Raw genomic sequence first — 22,967 nt, 5'->3', positions numbered from 1 at the left:
ACATTAACAGTTACACTGCTGTTAAATTGTGTTAATTAAAGCGGTCAATTATAATGCCTTAGGTGTCGGCAAACTAGCATTAGGGTCATTCATGTCCGTAATATTAATCGCTTCCACAGCAGTAATTTCAGGCACAGCCTTTCTAATAGCTTGTTCAAGACCAGCCTTAAAAGTCATAATACTCATAGAGCATGAAGCACATGCTCCTAATAATTTCAAACGAACAACATTATCTGCAGTGATTTCTTCCACACTAACATCACCACCATCAGTTTCCAAATACGGTCTAATTGTATCCAATGCTTGTTCAACTCTTTCTTTTAATGTCATACTAAAAACAATTTGAATGTAAATATAATCAAAATTTACTAAAATGATAAGAAGACTATCCGATTGATACTGTTTTTAAACAAGCAAATGACAATAGTATTAACATTCCAGAATTTATGGTTAAAAAAAGTTAATATGATTAAATTCATTGTATAGCTTCCAATATTGCACTATATTGCAACATAAAAATTTAATTGATTAGTATTACAAATTCACTTATCTTTGTAAAATGTTTTTAAATAGGCGTATAGCGGCTTTATGTGCCGGAATTTTGTTATTGGTATCGTTCAGTAGCTGTAAGAGTAAGTTTGAGAAGTTGCGAGCAAGCAATAATATCGCTCAGAAGTACGAAGAAGCGGTAAAACTATACGAAAACAAAAAATATAGCAAGGCTTTAATATTGTTCGAAGATTTAAGAACTAAATTTAGAGGACAGGCCGAAGCAGAAAATTTATATTATTTCACAGCTTTTGCAAGCTACAGACTAAAGGATTATACCTCTGCACGTTATCATTTTAAAGATTTCGCAGATGTTTATCCCAATAGTCCTAGAGCCGAAGAATGTCGTTTTATGTCTGCATATTGTTATTATCTAGATTCTCCAAAGTCAAGTCTTGACCAAGAGAATACAAGGAAAGCAATCGATGCACTACAGTTATTTGTCAATTTGTATCCTGAATCTGAAAGGGCAAAAGAAGCTGGTGAATTAATTCAAAAGCTGCGTGATAAATTAGAGCTTAAAGCATTTTCAAATGCTAGGTTGCTCTATGACATGGGATTAAACGATGACTATAGAGCTGCTGTGATTGCATTGCAAAATGTATTGAAAGCCTATCCTGATACCAAGTATGCAGAAGAAATTGAGTACCTTACGGTAAAGTCTCAGTATAAACTTGCAACTCAGAGTAGTCCTGTCAAGCAAGCAGATCGCTTTTCTGAAGTTATTGACTATTATCGCTCTTTTGCAATGTCATTCCCGAATAGCAAATATATGAAGGAAGTTGAATCTCTTCGTGATAGCGCCGAGAAAAAAATGAAAACTGCGGCGACCTACATGGCAACTGTTAATAAAGCCATAGCCGAACAAGAAAAAGAAAGAAAAGCAGCAATAGCCGCTAAAGAAAATAAAGATAATAAAGATAATACCCAAAAAAATGAGTCAAAAAAATAACAGCACTGTAGCAACTTCAACTGTAACTCGTGATTTAAGACAATTAGACACCGTTACCGACAATATTTATGAGTCAATCGTAGTGATCAGCAAACGTGCTAATCAAATTTCTGTTGACATCAAAGAGGAGTTGAACAGCAAACTTGCAGAATTTGCTACTAACAATGATAACTTAGAAGAGGTATTCGAAAACCGTGAGCAAATTGAAATCTCAAAACACTATGAGCGTATGCCAAAAGCTACACTTATTGCGATTGATGAATTCTTACACGATAAGGTTTATTTCAGAAATCCCGCTAAAGAGCAAGAATAATTTGCTTTATCTCAGTTGATATGAGCTTAGCTAAAAAAAATATTGTGATTGCTGTATGCGGTAGTATTGCCGCATACAAAATTGCACATTTGACTAGACTGCTAGTTAAAGAAAAAGCGAATGTTCAGATCATTATGACAAAAGAAGCGGCTGAATTTATTACGCCACTCACGTTGTCAACCCTTTCAAATAACCCCGTTTTAATCGATTATTTCGATCCTAAAACAGGGGAATGGAATAATCATGTCCATATCGGATTACAAGCTGATCTGATACTGGTTGCACCAGCAACTGCCAATACTATTGGAAAACTCGCAAATGGAATCTGTGATAGCTTGTTAACTGCGGTCTACCTATCTGCAAAATGTCCTGTGTTTATAGCTCCTGCGATGGATCTAGACATGTGGAAACATCCCTCGACTCAAAACAATATCCGCTTACTCCAATCCTATGGAAACAGAATAATTCATCCAGGTAATGGAGAACTAGCTAGCGGCTTAATTGGAGAAGGAAGACTTGCAGAACCTGAAGAAATTTTAGATTTTATTACGCAAAGCTTTTCTCCTCAACTCCCTTTAAGCGGAAGGAATGCATTAGTCACTGCTGGACCTACATATGAAGCGATAGACCCTGTACGATTTATTGGGAATCATTCTAGTGGAAAAATGGGCTATGCTTTAGCAAAACAGCTTGTAGCTCTTGGTGCTAAGGTAACCTTAATCAGTGGACCTACCGCTTTAGACGCCCCGCAAAACGTAGATCGTATTCAAGTTACTTCTGCACATGAAATGCTTGAAGCTGTCGTACAACATTTTTCACAATCAGACATTATTGTTATGAGTGCTGCTGTTGCGGATTATACTCCGATCGAAGTTGCTTCGCAGAAAATAAAAAAGAAAGAAGATCAATTCTCCATTGCACTCAAGAAAACGACAGATATTCTAGCATCTATCGGAACTAAGAAAACAGAAAAACAGCTCTTAATCGGCTTTGCTTTAGAAACAAATAACGAAGTTGAGCATGCAAAAGATAAATTAATACGTAAAAACCTGGATTTCATTGTCTTAAATTCAATGCAGGATAAAGGAGCAGGTTTTGCAACAGATACCAATAAAGTAACTGTAATTGACCGTTTTCAGCATATTCAAGAATTTACATTAAAATCAAAAGAAGATGTTGCAAAAGATATTTGTCAACTGATCGTACAACACCCTATTTTAACTCAAAAATAGTACTATTAACTATAGCTTCTCCTCAAAAGCCGAACAAGATACTATTCCATCATAATTAAAACTGATCAGATATTGCACGAGCTCTTACCAAGCTGTTCCCTGTTAGATCACCCCATCATAAAACAAATAACAGTTTTCTAAATATTTTCCAAGAGCCTTTTTCATTCAAGAAAAGATTAAAATAGATGAAGGCACTCTTTCATAATTAACGTATTTTTGTGCTATGAAAGATTTCAAAAAATATTATATAATACCTGCAGAGCCAGAAGAAATATACCTAGCACTGACGACGGACATTACCATACGTCTTTGGACAGGTGATTTAGTAGAAATCGATCCTGTTATCGGTGGTGAGTTCTCGATGTGGGATGGTGCTATCACAGGAAAATTTATCGATTTGGTTCCCAATAAAACGATTGTTCAGCAATGGTATTTTGGAGAAGAAGAGGCTGATTCCATTGTTACCATCAAACTACATGAACACAAAAAAGGAACTTCAGTCGAGATAAACCACGTCAATATACCTGATGAAGCTTATGATGATATTGTTGATGGATGGGATGATCCATACATGAGCTCTTTATTAGACTTCTATACAGAAGATGGACGTTAAGAGCCCTTTTAAGGCTCTTAGCTTATTTATAAAAGAGTTAGAGGTCCAAGTTACCGACTAATTCTTTTAAACCTATCTCAGACAGCTTAGCCTGATAGCTAGCCTCTTTAAGCCTACTCATAGCATTTACATAGTTTTCTTGAGCATCTCTAAATTCAACTGCACTTATCGTACCTATCTTATACTTGTCTAAAGTTATATTTAAATTTTGCTTTGCGATTTTTTCATTTCGCTCTTCCAGTTTAGCTAAGCTGATATTTGTCACATAGCTTTGATATGCTTTCAAAATAGTGGCATTAATGAGTTCTTTGGATCTCTCAATTTGAATCGAGGCTTTTTCCACCATTTGTTTAGCCACTCGCTCACTCCTCCGTTGATTAAAACCATCAAAAATATTCATCGATGCCGTTACACCATAAGTCAAACCTCTTGCATTAGATTGAGAAACAAATCCCAAACTAGATTCTGATGACGAAAAGTTATAGCCAGAATTAAGACGAACAACAGGTAAGCGTTTCGAGCGGACATCCTTTTGCTCCAGCTCGGCCAAACGTTTATCCAATTTGATTAATTGGAGCTCGATGTTTTGATTAGTAGCCTGTTCTAGTAAAGCATTAATTTCCAAATTCTCATTGAATTGAAACTCATATTGAACCTCAAAATCTATCGTTAAATCCCGAGCCATCAATCTATTTAACTCCGTTTTCAAATTGGCAATTGTTTCCAATTTTTTTAATCGCAAGGATTGGTCCGCATTTAAGTTCACCTGTACATTGAGAACTTCCAATTTAGAAGCTTTTCCAATTTGAAAACGATTTTCTGCCGTTTTTAAACGATCAGTGGAAATAACTATTGAAGAATCTATGGTGTGCAAAAGATTCTCTTCCAGAACAATTGTATAATACATATTCAGCACATCGCCAACAGTCGTTAAAATGACCGATTTCAACTCGAGGTCACCCCTTGCTTTCAGTTGATTCAATTTCTCGTACCTCGCAAACATACCAAAGCCATCAAAAATGGTCCAGCCTAAACTAACACCATAATTCATGCTGTTATTTTTTGCGTTTTCCAACTCTCTCACCTCACCTGTACTTTGTGTTTGCTTGGAATTTTGATTACTGTTGCTCTGGCTAAAATTTGCAGTAAGATTTGGTAAGATTCCAGCATTCCCATATGTTGCATTTTCCTTAGCGATGATCACATCCTTCTTTGTCAACAATACATCAAAGTTATTTTCCATAGCTATAGCAACTGCATCGTGAGCAGTAAGTACATTTTGTGAGAAAGCACTGCCTACAGGAATAAAAAGCAAGGCTAGTAGATAAAAAATCTTATTCATATTAATCTTCAATATTCGTCAGTTCAGGATTGTGTTTCTTTATTCTAGACCACATTAAATAGATTGCAGGAATCACAAATAAAGTCAATACGAGTGAAAACATAGTTCCTCCTACGATAACAACGCCCATTCCTATACGACTTGTAGAGGCTGCTCCCAATGACAAGGCAATCGGCAATGCTCCAAGCGCGATTGCTAAAGACGTCATTAAAATCGGGCGTAATCGTCCAGCAGAAGCCTCAACAATTGCATCATATTTAGATTTCCCCTCTTCTCTTAACTGATTGGCAAATTCTACAATTAGAATACCATTTTTCGTTACCAGTCCAATCAACATAATCGTTCCAATCTGACTAAATATATTCCAAGACTGACCAAATAACCAAAGTGAAAATAATGCTCCTGCAACGGCTAGTGGTACTGTAATAATAATGACGAAAGGGTCAATAAAACTTTCGAATTGCGCTGCTAAAATCAAATAAATTAAAAGTAAAGCCAAACCAAAGGCAAACATTGTATTGGATCCACTCTCTTTAAAATCTCTCGACTCACCACCTAAATCTGTCGTAAAAGTCTCATCCAGTACCTTGGCTTTAATCCGGTCCATTGCTTCTATTCCTTCTCCTAAACTCTTTCCTGGGGCTAAACCAGCAGAAACAGTAGCAGACATGTAGCGATTATTATGATATAGCTGAGGAGGGCTGCTCCGTTCCTCAATCTTTACAATATTATCCAGCTGAATCAATTGTCCATCCTTGTTCTTAACAAAGATCGAGGCAAGGTCGAGTGGCGTACTCGTATCTTTTTTATCAAACTGACCAATAACTTGGTACTGACGCCCATTCATCATAAAATACCCAAATCGCTGTCCAGAAAGAGACATTTGTAATGTTTGAGCAACATCTAATATAGAAACACCTAAACTTAGGGCCTTTTCACGGTCAATATTGACATAAAGCTCAGGTTTATTGAATTTCAAATTAACATCAGAGATTGAAAAAGTTGGATCATCATTCACCGCGTCCATAAATTCAGGTATTTTCTCTTCCAACTTCTGAAAATTAGGAGCCTGTATAATATATTGAACAGGTAGCCCTCCTCTTCTATTCACAGAGATAGTCGGTTGTTCCATAACTGAAACCTTAGCTTCAGAAGAAGATCGCGTTAAACGGGACAAATCACGTGCTATTTCCGCCTGCGTACGCTCTCGGTCCTCCTGCTGTACAAGACCAAGACGAATCATACCACTATTAGCCGCGGCTGACCCAAATCCGGGAGAAGTAATCACCAAACTGACATCTTTTTCAGGAACTGAATCATTGACAAGAGTTGTTAATTCAGTCATAAAACGATCCATATAATCATAAGATACACCCTCAGGAGCAGTGACTCGCACTGTCAGATAGCTTCTATCGTCATAGGGAGCCGTTTCCTTTGGTAATAAGCTAAAGAAAAGATAAATAAGACCAAAACAAGCTAAAACAATTGGATAACTGATCCATTTCTTTTTCAAAAATTTTATCAGAGAACTTGCATATCCATCTGTTAGCGCCACAAAATAAGGTTCTGTCCGATCATAAAATTTAGTTTTCTTCTGTTCTCCGCCCTTCATTAAATAAGCATTCAACATCGGAGTTAATGTTAAGGAAACAAATGCTGAGATAAGTACAGCAGCTCCAATAACGATTCCGAACTCCCTAAAAAGCCGACCTACGAATCCCTCTAAAAACACGACTGGTAAGAATACAGCGGCAAGTGTAATAGAAATCGATATAACAGCAAAGAAAATTTCATTAGAACCTTTAATAGCCGCCTGAATAGGAGACATACCTTCTTCCACTTTCTTAAATATATTCTCTGTGACGACGATACCATCATCAACAACAAGTCCTGTAGCAAGAACGATCGCTAATAACGTTAACACATTAATCGAGAAACCACAGAGATACATCACAAAAAATGTAGCAATTAATGAAACAGGTATATCAATTAAAGGTCGAAATGCAATCGACCAATCCCGAAAGAATAAGAAAATGATGAGGACCACCAGTACAACAGAAATCAATAATGTTTCCGCGACTTCTAGAACAGCACGCTTAACAAAAAGCGTATTATCAAGCGCTATTTTCATGACAATATCATCAGGGAGGTCCTTTTTCAACTGATCAAATTCCTTGTAGAAACTTTTTGCAATTTCCAGATAATTCGTACCGGGCTGTGGGATCACAGCCATACTCAACATGGGTAATCCTGAGTCAGACATTTTAGTTTCGAAATTTTCAGCCTCTAGCGCAGCTTTCCCAACATCACTCAGACGGATAATACTATTTCCTGTCGATTTAATAATAATATTATTAAACTCCTCTTCCGAAGCCAAGTTACCGATGGTCTTTACTGTCAGCTCCGTGTTAGAACCCGTTAATTTACCAGAAGGTAATTCAACATTCTGTAGGTTTAAAGCAGATCGCACATCCAGAACAGTAACACCATAAGAATTCAATTTGACTGGATCTAGCCAAAGTCGCATAGCATATTTCTTCTGCCCCCAGATTTGTACCGAACTAACCCCTGGAATTGTTTGAAGACGCTGTGAAATCGTATTTTCAGCATAATCAGACAATTCCAAAATATTCTTTTCAGAACTTTGCACTGTCATGGTAATAATAGGTTCAGAGTCTGCATCAGCTTTTGATACCACAGGTGCTGCATCAATATCCTGAGGTAGACTTCGAACAGCCTGTGACACCTTATCGCGCACATCATTTGCCGCTTCCTCTAGGTTTTTACCTAGATTAAATTCCACCGTTATATTACTAGTACCTTGATTACTCGATGAGGAAATATTTCGGATCCCATCGATGGAATTAATAGCCTTCTCCAAAGGTTCCGTAATCTGAGACTCGATAATATCGGCATTAGCACCAGCGTAACTTGTCCTAACCGATATTTGAGCCGGGTCAATAGAAGGGAATTCTCGTACACCCAAGTAGGAATAACCAATGATACCAAATAAGATCAACATCAAATTCAGTACAATAGTTAATACTGGGCGTTTAATACTTGTTGTAGATAAACTCATATAACACGATTAACGTAATGTAACCTTCACTTTAACATCATTCTTCAGCGACATTACTCCTGTAGTCAAAACAGTATCACCGTTCATTAAACCAGACAATACATTCACCTTATCCTTAGTTCTTCCTCCTGTTTCTACAATCACCTCTCTTGCTTTCCCCTCTTTTACAACAAATACTTTCTTTCCATTCTGTATAGGAATTAGTGCTTCGGAAGGAACCATTAAAGCATCATCAATGCTCTCCAGTGGTAAGATCACATTCACAAAGACACCAGGAACAAATTTATTATTTGAATTATCAGCACGAGCTTTTATTAGTAAAGTTCGAGTTGTCAAATCAACAGCAGGATCAATAGCAAAAATTTCTGCTGCAAAAACCTCCTTAGATTCAGGAATTGTAAATGAAATCTTTTTACCCACCGACACTCTGCTTACATACTTTTCTGGGATCGCAAATGATAATTTAACACGATCTGACTTTACAAGTTTCGCAATAGGGGTAGTAGGAGTGATATATGCGCCTTTAGATACAGATCGCAAACCAATTATTCCAGAAAATGGTGCCCGTATGTATGTTTTAGATAATTGTGCTTCGATATATGCGATTTGCGATTTCGCCGTTCTATAATCAGCACTTGCAATATCATACTCCTCTTGACTAATCGCCTCTTTCTCCAGTAGCAGTTTTGCTCTTCGTTCATTTTCCGAAGTCAATTGCGTTCTTGTTTTAGCTTGCTCTAATTGTGCTAATAAATCTGAGGCAACGATTTTCACAAGTATAGCACCTTTGTTTACGCGACTTCCTTCAGAAAAATTTAATTGATCTATTAATCCAGAAACCTCAGAACGAATTTCCACTTGTTCATCTGGTTCAATGGTACCTGTCAGATTAAGGTTATCAGCGAACGATTCAGCAAAAATAACAGCACCATATACAGACATGGTAGCCGCTTTTCCTTTTCCGGCTGTCGGAACTTCATTCTTCTCTTTATTTGTCGTTATTCTTTGCCAGATCAAGTATCCAAATACAAGAATTAGTAGCGCAATGACAATATATTTAATTTTCATAATCCAGTATAGCATATAGAAATGCGTAAAATACATTTCAATATTCAAGTTTATAAAAATTTAACGACTAAATAAGTAGAACTTCGTAATATTGTTATGATAATAACAGAATAAATAATACCATTATAAATTCCAATTGTACAATTACAGATCTATAAAAAAGCATTATACAGCAAAAAGCCTCTAGAATATAATTCTAGAGGCTTTTTGCTGTATAAAAAAAGGCATCGACCTACTCTCCCACCTGTTACGGCAATACCATCGGCTCTGGCGGGCTTGACTTCTCTGTTCGGAATGGGAAGAGGTAGACACCGCCGATATAGACACCTAAAATATTTTGAATCAACAATGTTGATGTAAACAAATCAGATTAAAGCAAAATAGCCTTGTTAAAAGGCTATTCTGTATAAAAAAAGGCACCGACCTACTCTCCCACCTGTTACGGCAATACCATCGGCTCTGGCGGGCTTGACTTCTCTGTTCGGAATGGGAAGAGGTAGACACCGCCGATATAGGCACCTAAAATGTTTTTATGTGATATATGCTCTATAAAAAGCATTATCTATAGACAATTGAAAGAAAAACTAAAAGAGGAAGACAACAGTGTTTGCGTTGCTTGAGAAAGCTTCGGGTGATTAGTATTGCTCAGCTATGGTATTTCTACCTTTACACCTGCAACCTATCAACGTAGTAGTCTACTACGGCCCTATAAGGAAGTCTCATCTCGTGGCTAGTTTCGCACTTAGATGCTTTCAGCGCTTATCTATTCCCGACGTAGCTACCCAGCCGTACACCTGGCGGCATAACTGGTTTACCAGCGGTCAGTCCATCCCGGTCCTCTCGTACTAAGGACAGATCCACTCAAACTTCCAACGCCCACAACAGATAGGGACCGAACTGTCTCGCGACGTTCTGAACCCAGCTCGCGTGCCACTTTAATGGGCGAACAGCCCAACCCTTGGGACCTTCTCCAGCCCCAGGATGTGACGAGCCGACATCGAGGTGCCAAACCTCCCCGTCGATATGAGCTCTTGGGGGAGATCAGCCTGTTATCCCCAGCGTACCTTTTATCCTTTGAGCGATGGCCCTTCCATACAGAACCACCGGATCACTATGTCCGTCTTTCGACCCTGTTCGACTTGTTGGTCTCACAGTCAAGCAAGCTTATGCCATTGCACTCCTCGTACGGTTACCAAGCGTACTGAGCTTACCTTTGAAAGCCTCCGTTACCTTTTTGGAGGCGACCACCCCAGTCAAACTACCCACCAAACAATGTCCTCGGCATAACCGAGTTAGAAACCGAATACAGAAAGGGCGGTATTTCAAGGTTGATTCCATGACTCCTGGCGAAGCCACTTCAACATCTCCCGCCTATCCTACACATCCTGTACCCAATTTCAATGTTAAGCTATAGTGAAGGTGCATGGGGTCTTTCCGTCCCGTTGCGGGTAATCGGCGTCTTCACCGATACCACAATTTCACCGAGCTCATGGCTGAGACAGCGCCCAGATCGTTACACCATTCGTGCAGGTCGGAACTTACCCGACAAGGAATTTCGCTACCTTAGGACCGTTATAGTTACGGCCGCCGTTTACTGGGGCTTCGATTCAATGCTTCTCTTGCGATGACATCCCCTCTTAACCTTCCAGCACCGGGCAGGTGTCAGGCCTTATACTTCATCTTTCGATTTTGCAAAGCCATATGTTTTTGTTAAACAGTCGCCTGGGCCTTTTCACTGCGGCTTCTCCATCGCTGGAGGAAGCGCCCCTTCTCCCGAAGTTACAGGGCCATTTTGCCGAGTTCCTTAGCCATGATTCACTCGAGCACCTTAGGATTCTCTCCTCGACTACCTGTGTCGGTTTACGGTACGGGTTTTTATAACCTGAAGCTTAGCGGGTTTTCTTGGAAGTCTGTTTACCTGCTCTATCAGCGCCGCCGAAGCTTTGCTGTACTATTGGGTTTCAGCAGGGTCGGCGGATTTGCCTACCGTCCCTATACCTACGCCTTTTAACGAACTATTCCGTCAGTCCGCGGCAGTGTCACTACTCCGTCACCACATCGCAGTTATAAAAAGTACTGGAATATTAACCAGTTGTCCATCGGCTTACTCCCTTCGGATGCGCCTTAGGCCCCGACTAACCCTGATCCGATTAGCGTTGATCAGGAAACCTTAGTCTTTCGGTGGGCGGGTTTCTCACCCGCCTTATCGTTACTTATGCCTACATTTGCTTTTCTATCAACTCCACGGCCCATTACCAGACCGCTTCTCCGTAAATAGAATGCTCCCCTACCAGACATACACATAATGCATGAATCCATAGCTTCGGTAATACACTTGATGCCCGTTTATTATCCACGCCCGACCGCTCGACTAGTGAGCTGTTACGCACTCTTTAAATGAATGGCTGCTTCCAAGCCAACATCCTAGCTGTCTGTGCAGTCGGACCTCGTTAGTTCAACTTAGCGTATATTTAGGGACCTTAGCTGATGGTCTGGGTTCTTTCCCTCTCGGCCTTGGACCTTAGCACCCAAAGCCTCACTGCCGGCCATATCTTATAGCATTCGGAGTTCGTCTGGATTTGGTAGGATTTGACTCCCCCGCACCCAATCGGTAGCTCTACCTCTATAAGACTCCATGCCGACGCTGTTCCTAAAAACATTTCGGGGAGTACGAGCTATTTCCCAGTTTGATTAGCCTTTCACCCCTACCCTCAGGTCATCCGGAAACTTTTCAACGTTTATCGGTTCGGTCCTCCATTACATGTTACTGCAACTTCAACCTGCCCAAGGGTAGATCACAAGGTTTCGCGTCTACCTCATCTGACTATGCGCCCTATTAAGACTCGCTTTCGCTTCGGCTGCGTGGCTGAACCACTTAACCTTGCCAGACAAGAGTAACTCGTAGGCTCATTATGCAAAAGGCACGCCGTCACTGGACCTGCCAGCTCCGACCGCTTGTAAGCACACGGTTTCAGGTTCTTTTCACTCCTCTGTTCGAGGTTCTTTTCACCTTTCCCTCACGGTACTAGTTCACTATCGGTCTCTCAGGAGTATTTAGCCTTATCAGATGGTGCTGACAGATTCCCACAGGGCGTCTCCGACCCCGCGGTACTCAGGGTACTGCTAGGCTAGCATTCTATACGTGTACAGGGCTATCACCGTGTATCGCTGGGCTTCCCATCCCATTCCACTTCTGTTTGCTAATGCCACATCGCAGCCCTACAACCCCAACAATGCCGTAACATTATTGGTTTGGGCTCTTTCCCGTTCGCTCGCCACTACTTGGGAAATCATTATTATTTTCTTCTCCTACGCCTACTTAGATGTTTCAGTTCAGCGCGTTCGCGTATTTTACAACATACCTTCAGTATGCTAGGTTGCCCCATTCGGAAATCTTCGGATCAAACTCACATTTGCTAATCCCCGAAGCTTATCGCAGCTTATCACGTCCTTCATCGCCTCTGAGAGCCTAGGCATCCCCCGTGTGCCCTTATTTACTTTCTTCACCTCATAGCCCTTTTGCTACTATGGGTTGCTTTTTGATATATAACCGTGATGCTACGCATTAATCCGTTCGGCCTTGACCGAGGGTCTTCATAATACATCGAGCACATCACAGTATTGTCTCTACTGTTGTCTTCTCTTGTAATTTTTTTTCTTTCAATATGTCAAAGAACTCTTCTTTTAGATCGGAGATATCAGATCTGAGATATCAGAAACTATAAAGTGTCTAATGTCTCTTATCCTGTGTCCCACGTCTAAGGATGTGGAGAATATCGGAGTCGAACCGATGACCCCCTGCGTGCAAGGCAGGTGCTCTAGCCAGCTGAGCTAATTCCCCGTGGTGTAGATTATAGATTCCGGAACAGAGAAAGCAGACTTTACGTCTCAGATCTCATATCTGTCATCTCAAATCTAGATGGTAGTCCCGAGCAGATTTGAACTGCTGACCCCTACATTATCAGTGTAGTGCTCTAACCAACTGAGCTACGGGACTAGCTTATCATTCTATCTCTCTGGACCATCCAATTCAGGGATGGGCACATTTCTTCAAATGTTTCTTATTTGTTTCTTATATAAATCATGTGTATCCGTAACGAGCTTCAATTCCGAATGCTCTAGAAAGGAGGTATTCCAGCCGCACCTTCCGGTACGGCTACCTTGTTACGACTTAGCCCCAATTATCGGTTTTACCCTAACACGCTCCTTGCGGTTACATGCTTTAGGTACCCCCAACTTTCATGGCTTGACGGGCGGTGTGTACAAGGCCCGGGAACGTATTCACCGCGTCATTGCTGATACGCGATTACTAGCGAATCCAACTTCATGAGGTCGAGTTGCAGACCTCAATCCGAACTGTGAACGGCTTTTAGAGATTAGCATCATATTGCTATGTAGCTGCCCGCTGTACCGTCCATTGTAGCACGTGTGTAGCCCCGGACGTAAGGGCCATGATGACTTGACGTCGTCCCCACCTTCCTCACAGCTTACGCTGGCAGTCTGTTTAGAGTCCCCACCATTATGTGCTGGCAACTAAACATAGGGGTTGCGCTCGTTGCGGGACTTAACCCAACACCTCACGGCACGAGCTGACGACAGCCATGCAGCACCTAGTTTCGTGTCCCGAAGGACTGATCCGTCTCTGGATCATTCACTAACTTTCAAGCCCGGGTAAGGTTCCTCGCGTATCATCGAATTAAACCACATGCTCCTCCGCTTGTGCGGGCCCCCGTCAATTCCTTTGAGTTTCAATCTTGCGACCGTACTCCCCAGGTGGATAACTTAACGCTTTCGCTTGGACGCTTACTGTGTATCGCAAACATCGAGTTATCATCGTTTAGGGCGTGGACTACCAGGGTATCTAATCCTGTTTGATCCCCACGCTTTCGTGCATCAGCGTCAATACTAACTTAGTGAGCTGCCTTCGCAATCGGAGTTCTAAGACATATCTATGCATTTCACCGCTACTTGTCTTATTCCGCCCACTTCAAATAGATTCAAGTCCTACAGTATCAAAGGCACTGCGACAGTTAAGCTGCCGTCTTTCACCACTGACTTATAGGACCGCCTACGCACCCTTTAAACCCAATAAATCCGGATAACGCTTGGATCCTCCGTATTACCGCGGCTGCTGGCACGGAGTTAGCCGATCCTTATTCTTCAGGTACATTCAGCTTCCTACACGTAGAAAGGTTTATTCCCTGACAAAAGCAGTTTACAACCCATAGGGCAGTCATCCTGCACGCGGCATGGCTGGTTCAGAGTTGCCTCCATTGACCAATATTCCTTACTGCTGCCTCCCGTAGGAGTCTGGTCCGTGTCTCAGTACCAGTGTGGGGGATTCTCCTCTCAGAGCCCCTAGACATCGTAGCCTTGGTGAGCCGTTACCTCTCCAACTAGCTAATGTCACGCGAGCCCATCCATATCCTATAAATATTTGATCATAATCCGATGCCGGTTAATGATGTTATGCGGTGTTAATCTCTCTTTCGAGAGGCTATCCCCCTGATATGGGTAGGTTGCTCACGCGTTACGCACCCGTGCGCCACTCTCATCAGTTCGTAGCAAGCTACTCCCTGAATCCCGTCCGACTTGCATGTATTAGGCCTGCCGCTAGCGTTCATCCTGAGCCAGGATCAAACTCTCCATTGTAAAATGAAGTGTAAGATCAAGACTATTTATAATAAATAGAATTGTCTTGTATTTTAATTTCTAATTCTAAAATTGAACAGGTTGATTTTTTTAACTTTCGTTGTTTCTCAACACTACTCGTTACGTTACATGATTATATTTTTAAAGAACTTCTCTCGCTTCCGCATCTCGCTTCGGCCTGTATGATGTCGGCATTGCGCCGTTATCGATCTTGTTTCCGTTTCCCTTCGTTTCCGTTGGGACTGCAAAGGTAGAAATCTTTTTGGTTTCTCCAAAATAAATGTGAAAATTTATTTTTTTTGTTTTCCTGCTGTTTCTGCGTTTAACCTGAATTAAACCCTTCTTTTTTCAGTGCCTCCCCTTTCGGATCAGCCGTTCCTCCCTTGCGGAGTGGTGCAAAGATAGCACCTTTTTATAATCACTTCCTAATCTTTTCCGGAAATAGTTTGCCGTGAACCGGTAAACAGCTTATAACCTGACCGATAAATTTATGGTTAAACATATAATTAATAGAAAATGTATAATCTCTGCTCAAAATCGATTGTCGATTCTGTAGATTGTTTAGTGATATATCATATTTATAAATATCTTTATACATCTACAATAACCAAAATTAGTAATCAAAATGGCTAAAACTACCTTAAAAGATATCTCTAAAGCATTGAATATATCAATCTCAACAGTTTCCAAAGCTTTATCAGATAGTTATGAAATTAGTGAGAAGACCAAAAAGGTTGTTCAGGACTACGCTACAAAAATGAATTTTAGCGTTAATAAAGTGGCACAAAGTCTTAAAATCGGGAAAACAAATACTATCGGTGTCATTGTATGCGCGATTAATAATACATTTATAGCAGAAATACTAGACGGAATTCAAAAAGCATCTATAGAAACAGGCTTTGATATCATCATTATGCAGAGCAGAGAAGATATACAGGTTGAGAAATCCTGTATTGAAGTTTTAAACTCGAGAGGTATTGACGGACTTTTGATTTCACCAGTCAGCGAATCATCGAATCTGAGTTTATTGAAAGAATTACAAGAAAACGGAAAACCAATCGTTATTTTTGATAGAACAGTCAATCAATTAAAAACGGATAAAGTCGGTGCCAACAATTTCGACGGGGCTTATAAAGCTACCAAACACCTCCTCGAACAAGGACGTACAAATATCCTTCATATTACAGGACACCAATTAGGTGTTTCCAAAGACAGATTAAACGGATATAAAGAAGCTTTAAGAGAATTTGAAATTCCACTAAAGCCCTATTACTTTATTGAATGTAATATTCAAGATACCGCAATACTTGATAAACAAATCAAAAGCGCCATACAAAAAACACTAAACACAGAACATAAGCTAAATGCAATTTTTGGAGCTACCGATGTCATCACCACAAGAACACTCGGAATTCTAGCAGAACTCGGGATTAAGGTTCCAGAAGAAATCGCTGTTATTGGCTTTTCTAATATTTCTATTCCAACGTCACTCAACCCTGCATTGAGCAGAATCAAACAGCCTGCAAGTGAAATCGGACATACTGCAATGAAAAAACTCATTTATCTTATTAAGCGTCCATCACATAACGATTTTGAAACAATCGAACTAGAAACTACCCTGGAAATAAGAAAATCAAGTCTTTTGACTTGATTTTGCACCTCAGTTAGCTTTTTTACTTTTTAAAATAGGCAACCGCATTGTGATAACAAATATCCGCTATAACCTTTCCAATCATATCGACATCATGCGGAAGGTACCCCTTGATGATATCTTCTGCAAAAATATTAGCAAGCAATCTTCTAAAATATTCGTGTCGAGAATAAGACAAGAAGCTTCGCGAATCGGTTAACATCCCAATAAAACAACTGATCAAACCATAATTAGAAAGTGCATTTATCTGTTCTGTCATACCATCCAACTGATCCTGATACCACCATCCTGAACCAAATTGAATTTTTCCCTTCATATTCCCGCCCTGAAAATTACCGATCATTGAACCAAAAACAGCATTATCAGCAGGATTAACATTATATATGATTGTCTTGGCCAATTGATCCTTCGTATCGAGATAATTAAAAAAATCTGCCATACGATCAGCTTGAGGGTAGTCCCCAATAGAATCATATCCCGTATCAGCACCCAAAATTGTCAGCTTCCCTTTATTTGTATCACGCAACGGACCTAAATGAAATTGCTGCGCCCAATTTTTTGCATGGTACTTTGAGCATAATTCACTTAAAACATAAAAAACAAAGCTATCTTCCACTTCCAAAACTCCAGTATCATCTCCATTGATCACGCGAATAAAAGTAGAATTCACTTCCGCTAAATTAAATGCCCCTTTTTTAGGCAGATATTTCAACCCATGATCTGAAGCCACACAACCCAAAGAGTCAAAATAATTAATTCGTTCATCAAGTGCTTCTAATAAAGAATCCAAGTGGTGTATTTTTATTCCGCTCACATCGGATAGTTTTTGCACATAAGCTCTAAATACATCTCCTTTCGATAACTGAAAAACCTTATCTGGGCGAAACGTCGGAAGTACTTTTGTGTTAAATTCAGTATTTAAACTTAAAGCCTTATGAAATTCCAGACTATCAATTGGATCATCAGTTGTTCCCACCATCTCAACATTAAAATGGTTCAAAAGTCCCTGAGTACTAAAACTCGGTTCCTTCAATTGTTCCCTTGTTTGTTCATAAATAGCATGTGAACTTTGAATGTTGAGGAATTTGTTAATTCCAAATGGATTCTTAAGCTCCATATGTGTCCAATGATACAGCGGATTTCTCAATGTTTGAGGCACAATCTCCGACCATTTTTGAAATTTTTCAAAATCAGAAGCTTCTCCTGTAATATATTTCTCTTCAACTCCCAAAGTTCGCATAGCACGCCATTTGTAATGGTCACCATAGAGCCAAATTTGAGCAAGATTGTCAAACTGATGATTATTGCTAATCTGATCAGGGGGAAGATGATTATGGTAATCTATAATAGGAAGATCTTTTGCATAATTATGATATAGCTGTTGTGCAATATCCGATTGCAGTATAAAATTATGATTGATAAAATCTGACATTCTTTTTTGTTTATTGACCTAAAATTCCATATTCTAATCCCCTGAGTTCTGCGAGCCCTCTCAAACGACCAATTGCAGAATATCCAGGATTCGTCTTCTTATTTAGATCATCCAACATTTGATGACCATGGTCAGGTCTAAAGGAAATAGGTCTGATTCGATTTTGATTTTCAGTGATCAAAATTTTCATCACAGCATACATATTTACATCACCATCTAAATGATCAGCTTCAAAGAAACTTCCTAAAGTGTCTTTCTTTACATTTCTCAGATGCGAAAAGTAAACTCTTTCTTTAACAGCGTCCAAAATGGATGCAACATCATTCGACTGACTAGCACCAAGAGAACCTGTGCAAAAGCAAATGCCATTAAACGGCTTATTAACACCTTCAAGTATTGCTACCAGATCAGATTGATTGCTCACAATACGTGGAAGACCTAAAATTGGATATGGCGGATCATCGGGATGTATAGTCATTTTAATCCCCTCCCGTTCACAAACGTCACTTATCGATGACAGGAAATGAAGCAAATTATTTAATAATCCCGTTCGACCAAGCTGACCATACACAGCAATGCTGTTATTCAGGTCCTGTAGTGTAATATCATTTTCTCCAGGGATTCCCATCAAAACAACTTGTTCTAACGCATCAAGATCTTGCTGTGAATAAGAAGAAATTTTTTTTTCAACTCCTTCCAACATCACTGTTGTATAATCCTTGACTGCATCTATTCGCTTTAGAATATGAATATCAAATACGGCAAGATCAATCCAATCAAAATACAAAGCTTTTGAACCATCTTTCATCAATAGATCTAATTGTGTTCTGGTCCAATCTAAAACAGGCATGAAATTATAAGTAATGATCTGAATTCCACATTTCGCTAAATTCTCCAAAGACATCACATAGTTTTCAATATAATATGCGGCATCATTGCTTCCTGTTTTTATCGCCTCATGCACTGGAAGACTCTCTACGACCGACCAGACTAATCCACTATCTTCAATAATTCTTTTACGTTCTAAAATATCTTCGACAGGCCAAACATCGCCATGGGCAATATGGTGCAATGCCGTTACAATACCTGTCGCACCAGCTTGTCTTATATCATCCAAGGAAACGGGATCATTAGGCCCATACCATCTCCAAGTTTGTTCAAGTTTCTTCATACCTTAAATTTATTAAACCCCACACCATGCGTTAAACCCGCCATCAACAAAAATCGTTTCACCAGTAACCAAAGCAGAAGCATCACTTAATAAGTAGACTAAAGTTCCCTTTAGTTCATCTGGCTCTCCTAAACGTTGATAAGGCATCGCATTAATAAATTTCTGCGCCCGGTCGGAATATGTACCATCGGGGTTTATCAGTAGATTTCGATTTTGCTCTGTTAAAAATACCCCTGGTGCAATTGCATTGACACGTACCTTATCACCGTATCGTAAAGCTAATTCAACAGACATCCATTTCGTGTAGCCATCTACACCGTGTTTTGCAACCGTATACCCCAAAACTCTAGTTAATGGTCTACTTGCTGCAAGTGAGGAAATATTAACAATAGAACCCTTACCAGATTCAGCTATTACACGTCCAAAAATATGTGTCGGAATAATTGTTCCATTCAAATTAAGCTCAATTGCTTTCAGCGTATCTCTTATATCATGGTCAAAAAGATTTTGTTCAGGCTTTATTGTTGCTCCAGCAATATTACCGCCAGCGGCATTGACCAAACCGTCAATCGTACCCCATTTCGCTATTATTTCATCCTTAGCCCTTATCACGTCCTCTTCGTTCAAAACATCTACTTGTATTGCTAATGCCTCAGCACCTTTCGCCTCAATAGCCTGGACTCGTTCTTGGAGTTTTTCTTTATTCCTACCCAGTACTGCAACCTTTGCACCAGCTTCAGCCAAAGCATCTACAAAAGATTTTCCTAGAACTCCAGTTGCACCGGTAACCACAACAACGTGATTGTTCAATGAAAATTTATCCAATATCCCCATTTTATAATTGTTAGATTTAAAGTTACCAATTTTATGAAATAATTAATTCCTAAAGAAACATCCTTATAACTTTATTTACTCAAACGTTTTCGAAATTATAGACACAATCAATACAGAAATACAATTATTTATACTACTTTCGAAAAGTAAACTAATAACTTATGGATAAAAACACAGTCCTTTGCTTCGGAGAGATTCTTTATAGATTACAAGCAAAAGATGAATATTTCTTTAATGATGACCAATCGGTAGTCTATTCCTATCCAGGAGGATCAGAAGCGAACGTTGCTGTTGCTCTTGCCTCGCTATCAATACCGACTACTTACGTGTCTGTTGCTCCTGATCACTCTTTAACCAAGGAGATTTTAAACACACTCAATCACAAAAACGTCGATACCTCCAAGTTTATATTTGGTGGCGAACGCTTAGGTTCTTACATATTGCAATCGGCAAATGGTTTAACAAGCGGAGAGGTAATATACGATCGTAAGTACTCGTCATTTTCCACACTTAAAGCGGAAGATATTGATTGGGATGAACTATTTACCGACTGTTCATGGTTTCATTGGACAGCCTTAACACCTGCATTAAACGAGGAATTAGCACAGCTCATGCTAACAGCATTGAAAATAGCGCAAGAAAAGAAAATCACCATATCTGTCGACCTCAATTATAGAAGTAGGTTATGGCAATATGGAAAACAGCCTCTAGATATTATGCCTACATTAGTTTCATATTGCGATGTTATTATGGGAAATATTTGGGCTGAACACAAAATGCTTGGAACTTCTATTCATGAGCAGTTGGTCAAAAATACCTCTTGCAGCGAATATTTCGACTATTCCAGTTTAGTTGCTCAAGAAATATTTGAAAAATATCCGAAATGCAAACATATCGCTAATACGTTTAGATTTATGGACAACCCTAAACATAATCTATTTTACGGTACATATCATAGCCCTGCAGAAAATAAAATAAGTACTATTTTAGAGACAAATGACTTAATTGATCGTATTGGTAGCGGAGACGCCTTTATGGGAGGTCTAATTGCTGCTATTTATGAAGGTAAGTCTGCTCAAGAAATTATAGACACTGCGACCCAACTCGGATTCAAAAAACTATTTAACAAAGGTGATTTCATCAATTTATAATAATCAACATGCATACTATCCTATCCAAGATTGAAAGTTCTCCCATTATCCCCGTCTACTATCATGACGATATTGACCAATGTATTGCCATTTTAACATCATGTTATAATGGTGGAGTTCGCGTTTTCGAATTTGTCAATAGAGGTCCTGAAGCGCATAACAACTTTAAGGCTCTGCTTAAATACCGCGATGACAATTTCAAAGATTTAAAGCTAGGAATTGGAACCATTAAAACGAAGCAACAAGCTCTAGATTTCATAAATATAGGAGCAGAATTTATTGTTAGTCCTATTGTGAAAGCAGAAATTGCAGATGTGACCTTAAAAAATAATATACTTTGGATACCGGGTTGCATGACTCCCACTGAAATTTCAGTTGCTGAAGAATTAGGTGCACCATTAGTAAAACTTTTCCCCGGTGATGCCTTAGGAGCAAATTTTTTGAAAGGTATCAAGCCTCTATTTCAATCATTGAAATTTATGCCTACAGGTGGTGTATCATTAGATGAAGAAAATCTGTTAGCGTGGTTCCAAGCTGGAGTATCAGCAGTAGGTATGGGATCAAAGTTATTTAATGGCCCGACAGAATCAGAAGAAAATAATTATATTGAAAATAGATTACAAAAAGCTTTTCAGTATATTGAAAGCTTAAAATAGAAAAATAAAAAAAGCTCTAACTTTCGTTAGAGCTTTTTTTGTCGGGGTGGCAGGATTCGAACCTACGACCTCCTCGTCCCAAACGAGGCGCGATACCGGGCTACGCTACACCCCGAAAAGGTATCACCTTTTGTTTTATTGTGATGCAAATATACAGCGAATATTAGTAATGTCAAATTTATTTTTCACTTTACACAATAAAAGACTGATTAGCTGACAAATAAATTTCAATTAACCAAAAAAACAATCTCATATTTAAGGTGATTTATAAGATAATCTTCCTCTCCATGGTCTAAATCGATAATTTCTTAGAACATGTTTCTTCTCTAAAGAATAGCTTTTATCAGTCCATTCACTATTACAAATGCTTAAATTGATTTCAAAAAAAAACAAAAATAAGTAAATATAAACCTTTAAACTATGTAATAAATATCAATATTTTTGATTAGTTGAAAAGAGATTTACGTTCACTTGTTCCCATTTATCCTGAATAGATGTGCTATCTCTAGTTTTAAAACTAATTGTATACCTCGCCGATTTGCACTCATTCAGAAATCCTACTTATCTCCAATAGCCTGATTTCTGAATTATACAATAAGTAGCAACCATATATTTGAGCTAATTAATTTTAAAATCTAGGTTGAATTTCGATCAATTTTCAGGCTTGTAAATCCATTTTCAACAGACACAACTACATGAGTAGCTTAAATTCTAAAGGCAATAAATTCTCAGAAGGACTGCAAGTACCTTACAATTAACATTTTATATATTCTTTAGAAATGAACAATCATTTACTAAATTTTTATTTATTGAAATATTCAAGATTACACCTCTAATTAATGAGTTCTTAAAGAAGCAAGTTAGACCAATGAAATAATCCGATTATTTAGAGAAAAACATAAAAGTACTTTAACTGTTTAAAAGTGTCAAAAATTAGATATCGGAAGATATAGTGAAAGTATGCTTGTCAGATAAAAAGAGGATATGAAAGCTGAATAGGTTAAATGATAAACATGACGGGCCAGTAGAAGCTACCGAAAGAACAGGAATAGCCCTGTTCACAGCATAAAAAGGTATAAACACAAAAAAGCCTCTGCTGTATAGCAAAGGCTTCTGTATAAAAAAAGGCACCGACCTACTCTCCCACCTGTTACGGCAATACCATCGGCTCTGGCGGGCTTGACTTCTCTGTTCGGAATGGGAAGAGGTAGACACCGCCGATATAGGCACCTAAAATGTTTTTATGTGATATATGCTCTATAAAAAGCATTA

At 39.1% G+C, this 22,967-nt stretch carries 14 protein-coding genes, 3 tRNA genes and 5 rRNA genes; 7 read left to right on the top strand and 15 right to left on the bottom strand.

Going from position 1 to position 22,967, the window contains the following annotated elements; genetic code table 11:
• Positions 1 to 48: 48 nt before the first annotated feature.
• Complete coding sequence (locus M2265_RS16360) at positions 49 to 330, bottom strand: NifU family protein (RefSeq protein WP_021190738.1); 282 nt, start codon at positions 328 to 330, stop codon at positions 49 to 51.
• Positions 331 to 559: 229 nt separating this feature from the next.
• Between M2265_RS16360 and M2265_RS16355 the strand changes: the two genes are divergently transcribed.
• From M2265_RS16355 to M2265_RS16340, 4 genes are all read left to right on the top strand, one after another.
• Complete coding sequence (locus M2265_RS16355; protein WP_132770027.1) at positions 560 to 1,501, top strand: outer membrane protein assembly factor BamD; 942 nt, start codon at positions 560 to 562, stop codon at positions 1,499 to 1,501.
• Positions 1,485 to 1,814, top strand: coding sequence for a DNA-directed RNA polymerase subunit omega (locus M2265_RS16350; RefSeq protein ID WP_132770029.1), 330 nt, complete (start codon positions 1,485 to 1,487; stop codon positions 1,812 to 1,814). Before M2265_RS16355 ends, M2265_RS16350 begins: the two co-directional genes overlap by 17 nt.
• A gap of 20 nt (positions 1,815 to 1,834) precedes the next feature.
• On the top strand, positions 1,835 to 3,046 hold the full coding sequence (gene coaBC, locus M2265_RS16345) for a bifunctional phosphopantothenoylcysteine decarboxylase/phosphopantothenate--cysteine ligase CoaBC (RefSeq protein ID WP_132770031.1): 1,212 nt from the start codon (positions 1,835 to 1,837) through the stop codon (positions 3,044 to 3,046).
• 223 nt (positions 3,047 to 3,269) lie between these two features.
• Positions 3,270 to 3,659: an SRPBCC domain-containing protein gene (locus M2265_RS16340; protein ID WP_021190742.1), complete on the top strand. Its 390-nt coding sequence runs from the start codon at positions 3,270 to 3,272 to the stop codon at positions 3,657 to 3,659.
• A gap of 37 nt (positions 3,660 to 3,696) precedes the next feature.
• Here M2265_RS16340 and M2265_RS16335 read toward each other — a convergent pair whose 3' ends face one another.
• From M2265_RS16335 to M2265_RS16295, 9 genes are all read right to left on the bottom strand, one after another.
• Positions 3,697 to 5,001 (bottom strand): TolC family protein, encoded by a 1,305-nt coding sequence (locus M2265_RS16335; protein ID WP_207902415.1) that lies wholly within the window; start codon positions 4,999 to 5,001, stop codon positions 3,697 to 3,699.
• Between the two features lies 1 nt (position 5,002).
• Entirely contained in the window at positions 5,003 to 8,080 is a 3,078-nt protein-coding gene (locus M2265_RS16330; RefSeq protein ID WP_132770033.1) for an efflux RND transporter permease subunit, read from the bottom strand.
• A gap of 9 nt (positions 8,081 to 8,089) precedes the next feature.
• Positions 8,090 to 9,148, bottom strand: a complete 1,059-nt coding sequence (locus M2265_RS16325) for an efflux RND transporter periplasmic adaptor subunit (protein WP_132770034.1) — start codon at positions 9,146 to 9,148, stop codon at positions 8,090 to 8,092.
• Between the two features lie 219 nt (positions 9,149 to 9,367).
• Positions 9,368 to 9,479 (bottom strand): 5S ribosomal RNA (rrf, locus tag M2265_RS16320).
• Between the two features lie 80 nt (positions 9,480 to 9,559).
• Positions 9,560 to 9,671, bottom strand: a 5S ribosomal RNA gene (rrf, locus tag M2265_RS16315).
• A 93-nt stretch (positions 9,672 to 9,764) separates the two neighbouring features.
• Positions 9,765 to 12,652 (bottom strand): 23S ribosomal RNA (locus tag M2265_RS16310).
• 263 nt (positions 12,653 to 12,915) lie between these two features.
• A tRNA-Ala gene (locus tag M2265_RS16305) sits at positions 12,916 to 12,989 on the bottom strand.
• A 79-nt stretch (positions 12,990 to 13,068) separates the two neighbouring features.
• Positions 13,069 to 13,145: transfer RNA gene (locus M2265_RS16300), tRNA-Ile, on the bottom strand.
• Between the two features lie 125 nt (positions 13,146 to 13,270).
• Positions 13,271 to 14,800: ribosomal RNA gene (locus tag M2265_RS16295) — 16S ribosomal RNA — on the bottom strand.
• Together the 16S, 23S and 5S rRNA genes with 2 tRNA genes alongside form the textbook arrangement of a ribosomal RNA operon.
• 625 nt (positions 14,801 to 15,425) lie before the next feature.
• Between M2265_RS16295 and M2265_RS16290 the strand changes: the two genes are divergently transcribed.
• A complete protein-coding gene (locus M2265_RS16290) occupies positions 15,426 to 16,451 on the top strand; it encodes a LacI family DNA-binding transcriptional regulator (RefSeq protein ID WP_021191083.1) in 1,026 nt (341 codons plus the stop codon).
• Between the two features lie 22 nt (positions 16,452 to 16,473).
• Here M2265_RS16290 and uxaC read toward each other — a convergent pair whose 3' ends face one another.
• Genes uxaC through M2265_RS16275 form a run of 3 tightly spaced genes read right to left on the bottom strand, consistent with a single transcriptional unit; the run spans position 16,474 to position 19,888 of the window.
• On the bottom strand, positions 16,474 to 17,883 hold the full coding sequence (gene uxaC / locus M2265_RS16285) for a glucuronate isomerase (protein WP_021191082.1): 1,410 nt from the start codon (positions 17,881 to 17,883) through the stop codon (positions 16,474 to 16,476).
• A 10-nt stretch (positions 17,884 to 17,893) separates the two neighbouring features.
• The gene (gene uxuA / locus M2265_RS16280; protein ID WP_132773955.1) at positions 17,894 to 19,054 is read right to left on the bottom strand and encodes a mannonate dehydratase; all 1,161 of its coding nucleotides are present in this window, start codon (positions 19,052 to 19,054) and stop codon (positions 17,894 to 17,896) included.
• Positions 19,055 to 19,066: 12 nt separating this feature from the next.
• Positions 19,067 to 19,888, bottom strand: a complete 822-nt coding sequence (locus M2265_RS16275; protein WP_021191081.1) for an SDR family oxidoreductase — start codon at positions 19,886 to 19,888, stop codon at positions 19,067 to 19,069.
• 161 nt (positions 19,889 to 20,049) lie between these two features.
• Between M2265_RS16275 and M2265_RS16270 the strand changes: the two genes are divergently transcribed.
• Both M2265_RS16270 and M2265_RS16265 read left to right on the top strand, forming a co-directional pair.
• Complete coding sequence (locus M2265_RS16270; RefSeq protein WP_132773953.1) at positions 20,050 to 21,039, top strand: sugar kinase; 990 nt, start codon at positions 20,050 to 20,052, stop codon at positions 21,037 to 21,039.
• Positions 21,040 to 21,047: 8 nt separating this feature from the next.
• Positions 21,048 to 21,695, top strand: a complete 648-nt coding sequence (locus M2265_RS16265) for a bifunctional 4-hydroxy-2-oxoglutarate aldolase/2-dehydro-3-deoxy-phosphogluconate aldolase (RefSeq protein ID WP_132773951.1) — start codon at positions 21,048 to 21,050, stop codon at positions 21,693 to 21,695.
• Between the two features lie 41 nt (positions 21,696 to 21,736).
• Here the strand turns inward: M2265_RS16265 and M2265_RS16260 are convergent.
• Together M2265_RS16260 and rrf (M2265_RS16255) are read right to left on the bottom strand one after the other, a co-directional pair.
• A tRNA-Pro gene (locus M2265_RS16260) sits at positions 21,737 to 21,810 on the bottom strand.
• Positions 21,811 to 22,817: 1,007 nt separating this feature from the next.
• Positions 22,818 to 22,929, bottom strand: a 5S ribosomal RNA gene (rrf, locus tag M2265_RS16255).
• Positions 22,930 to 22,967 lie beyond the last annotated feature (38 nt).

This window comes from Sphingobacterium kitahiroshimense (assembly GCF_025961315.1).
GTDB lineage: Bacteria > Bacteroidota > Bacteroidia > Sphingobacteriales > Sphingobacteriaceae > Sphingobacterium > Sphingobacterium anhuiense.
The sequence above is the reverse complement of the archived record's forward strand: the minus strand, read 5'-3'. Positions and strand labels throughout refer to the sequence as shown.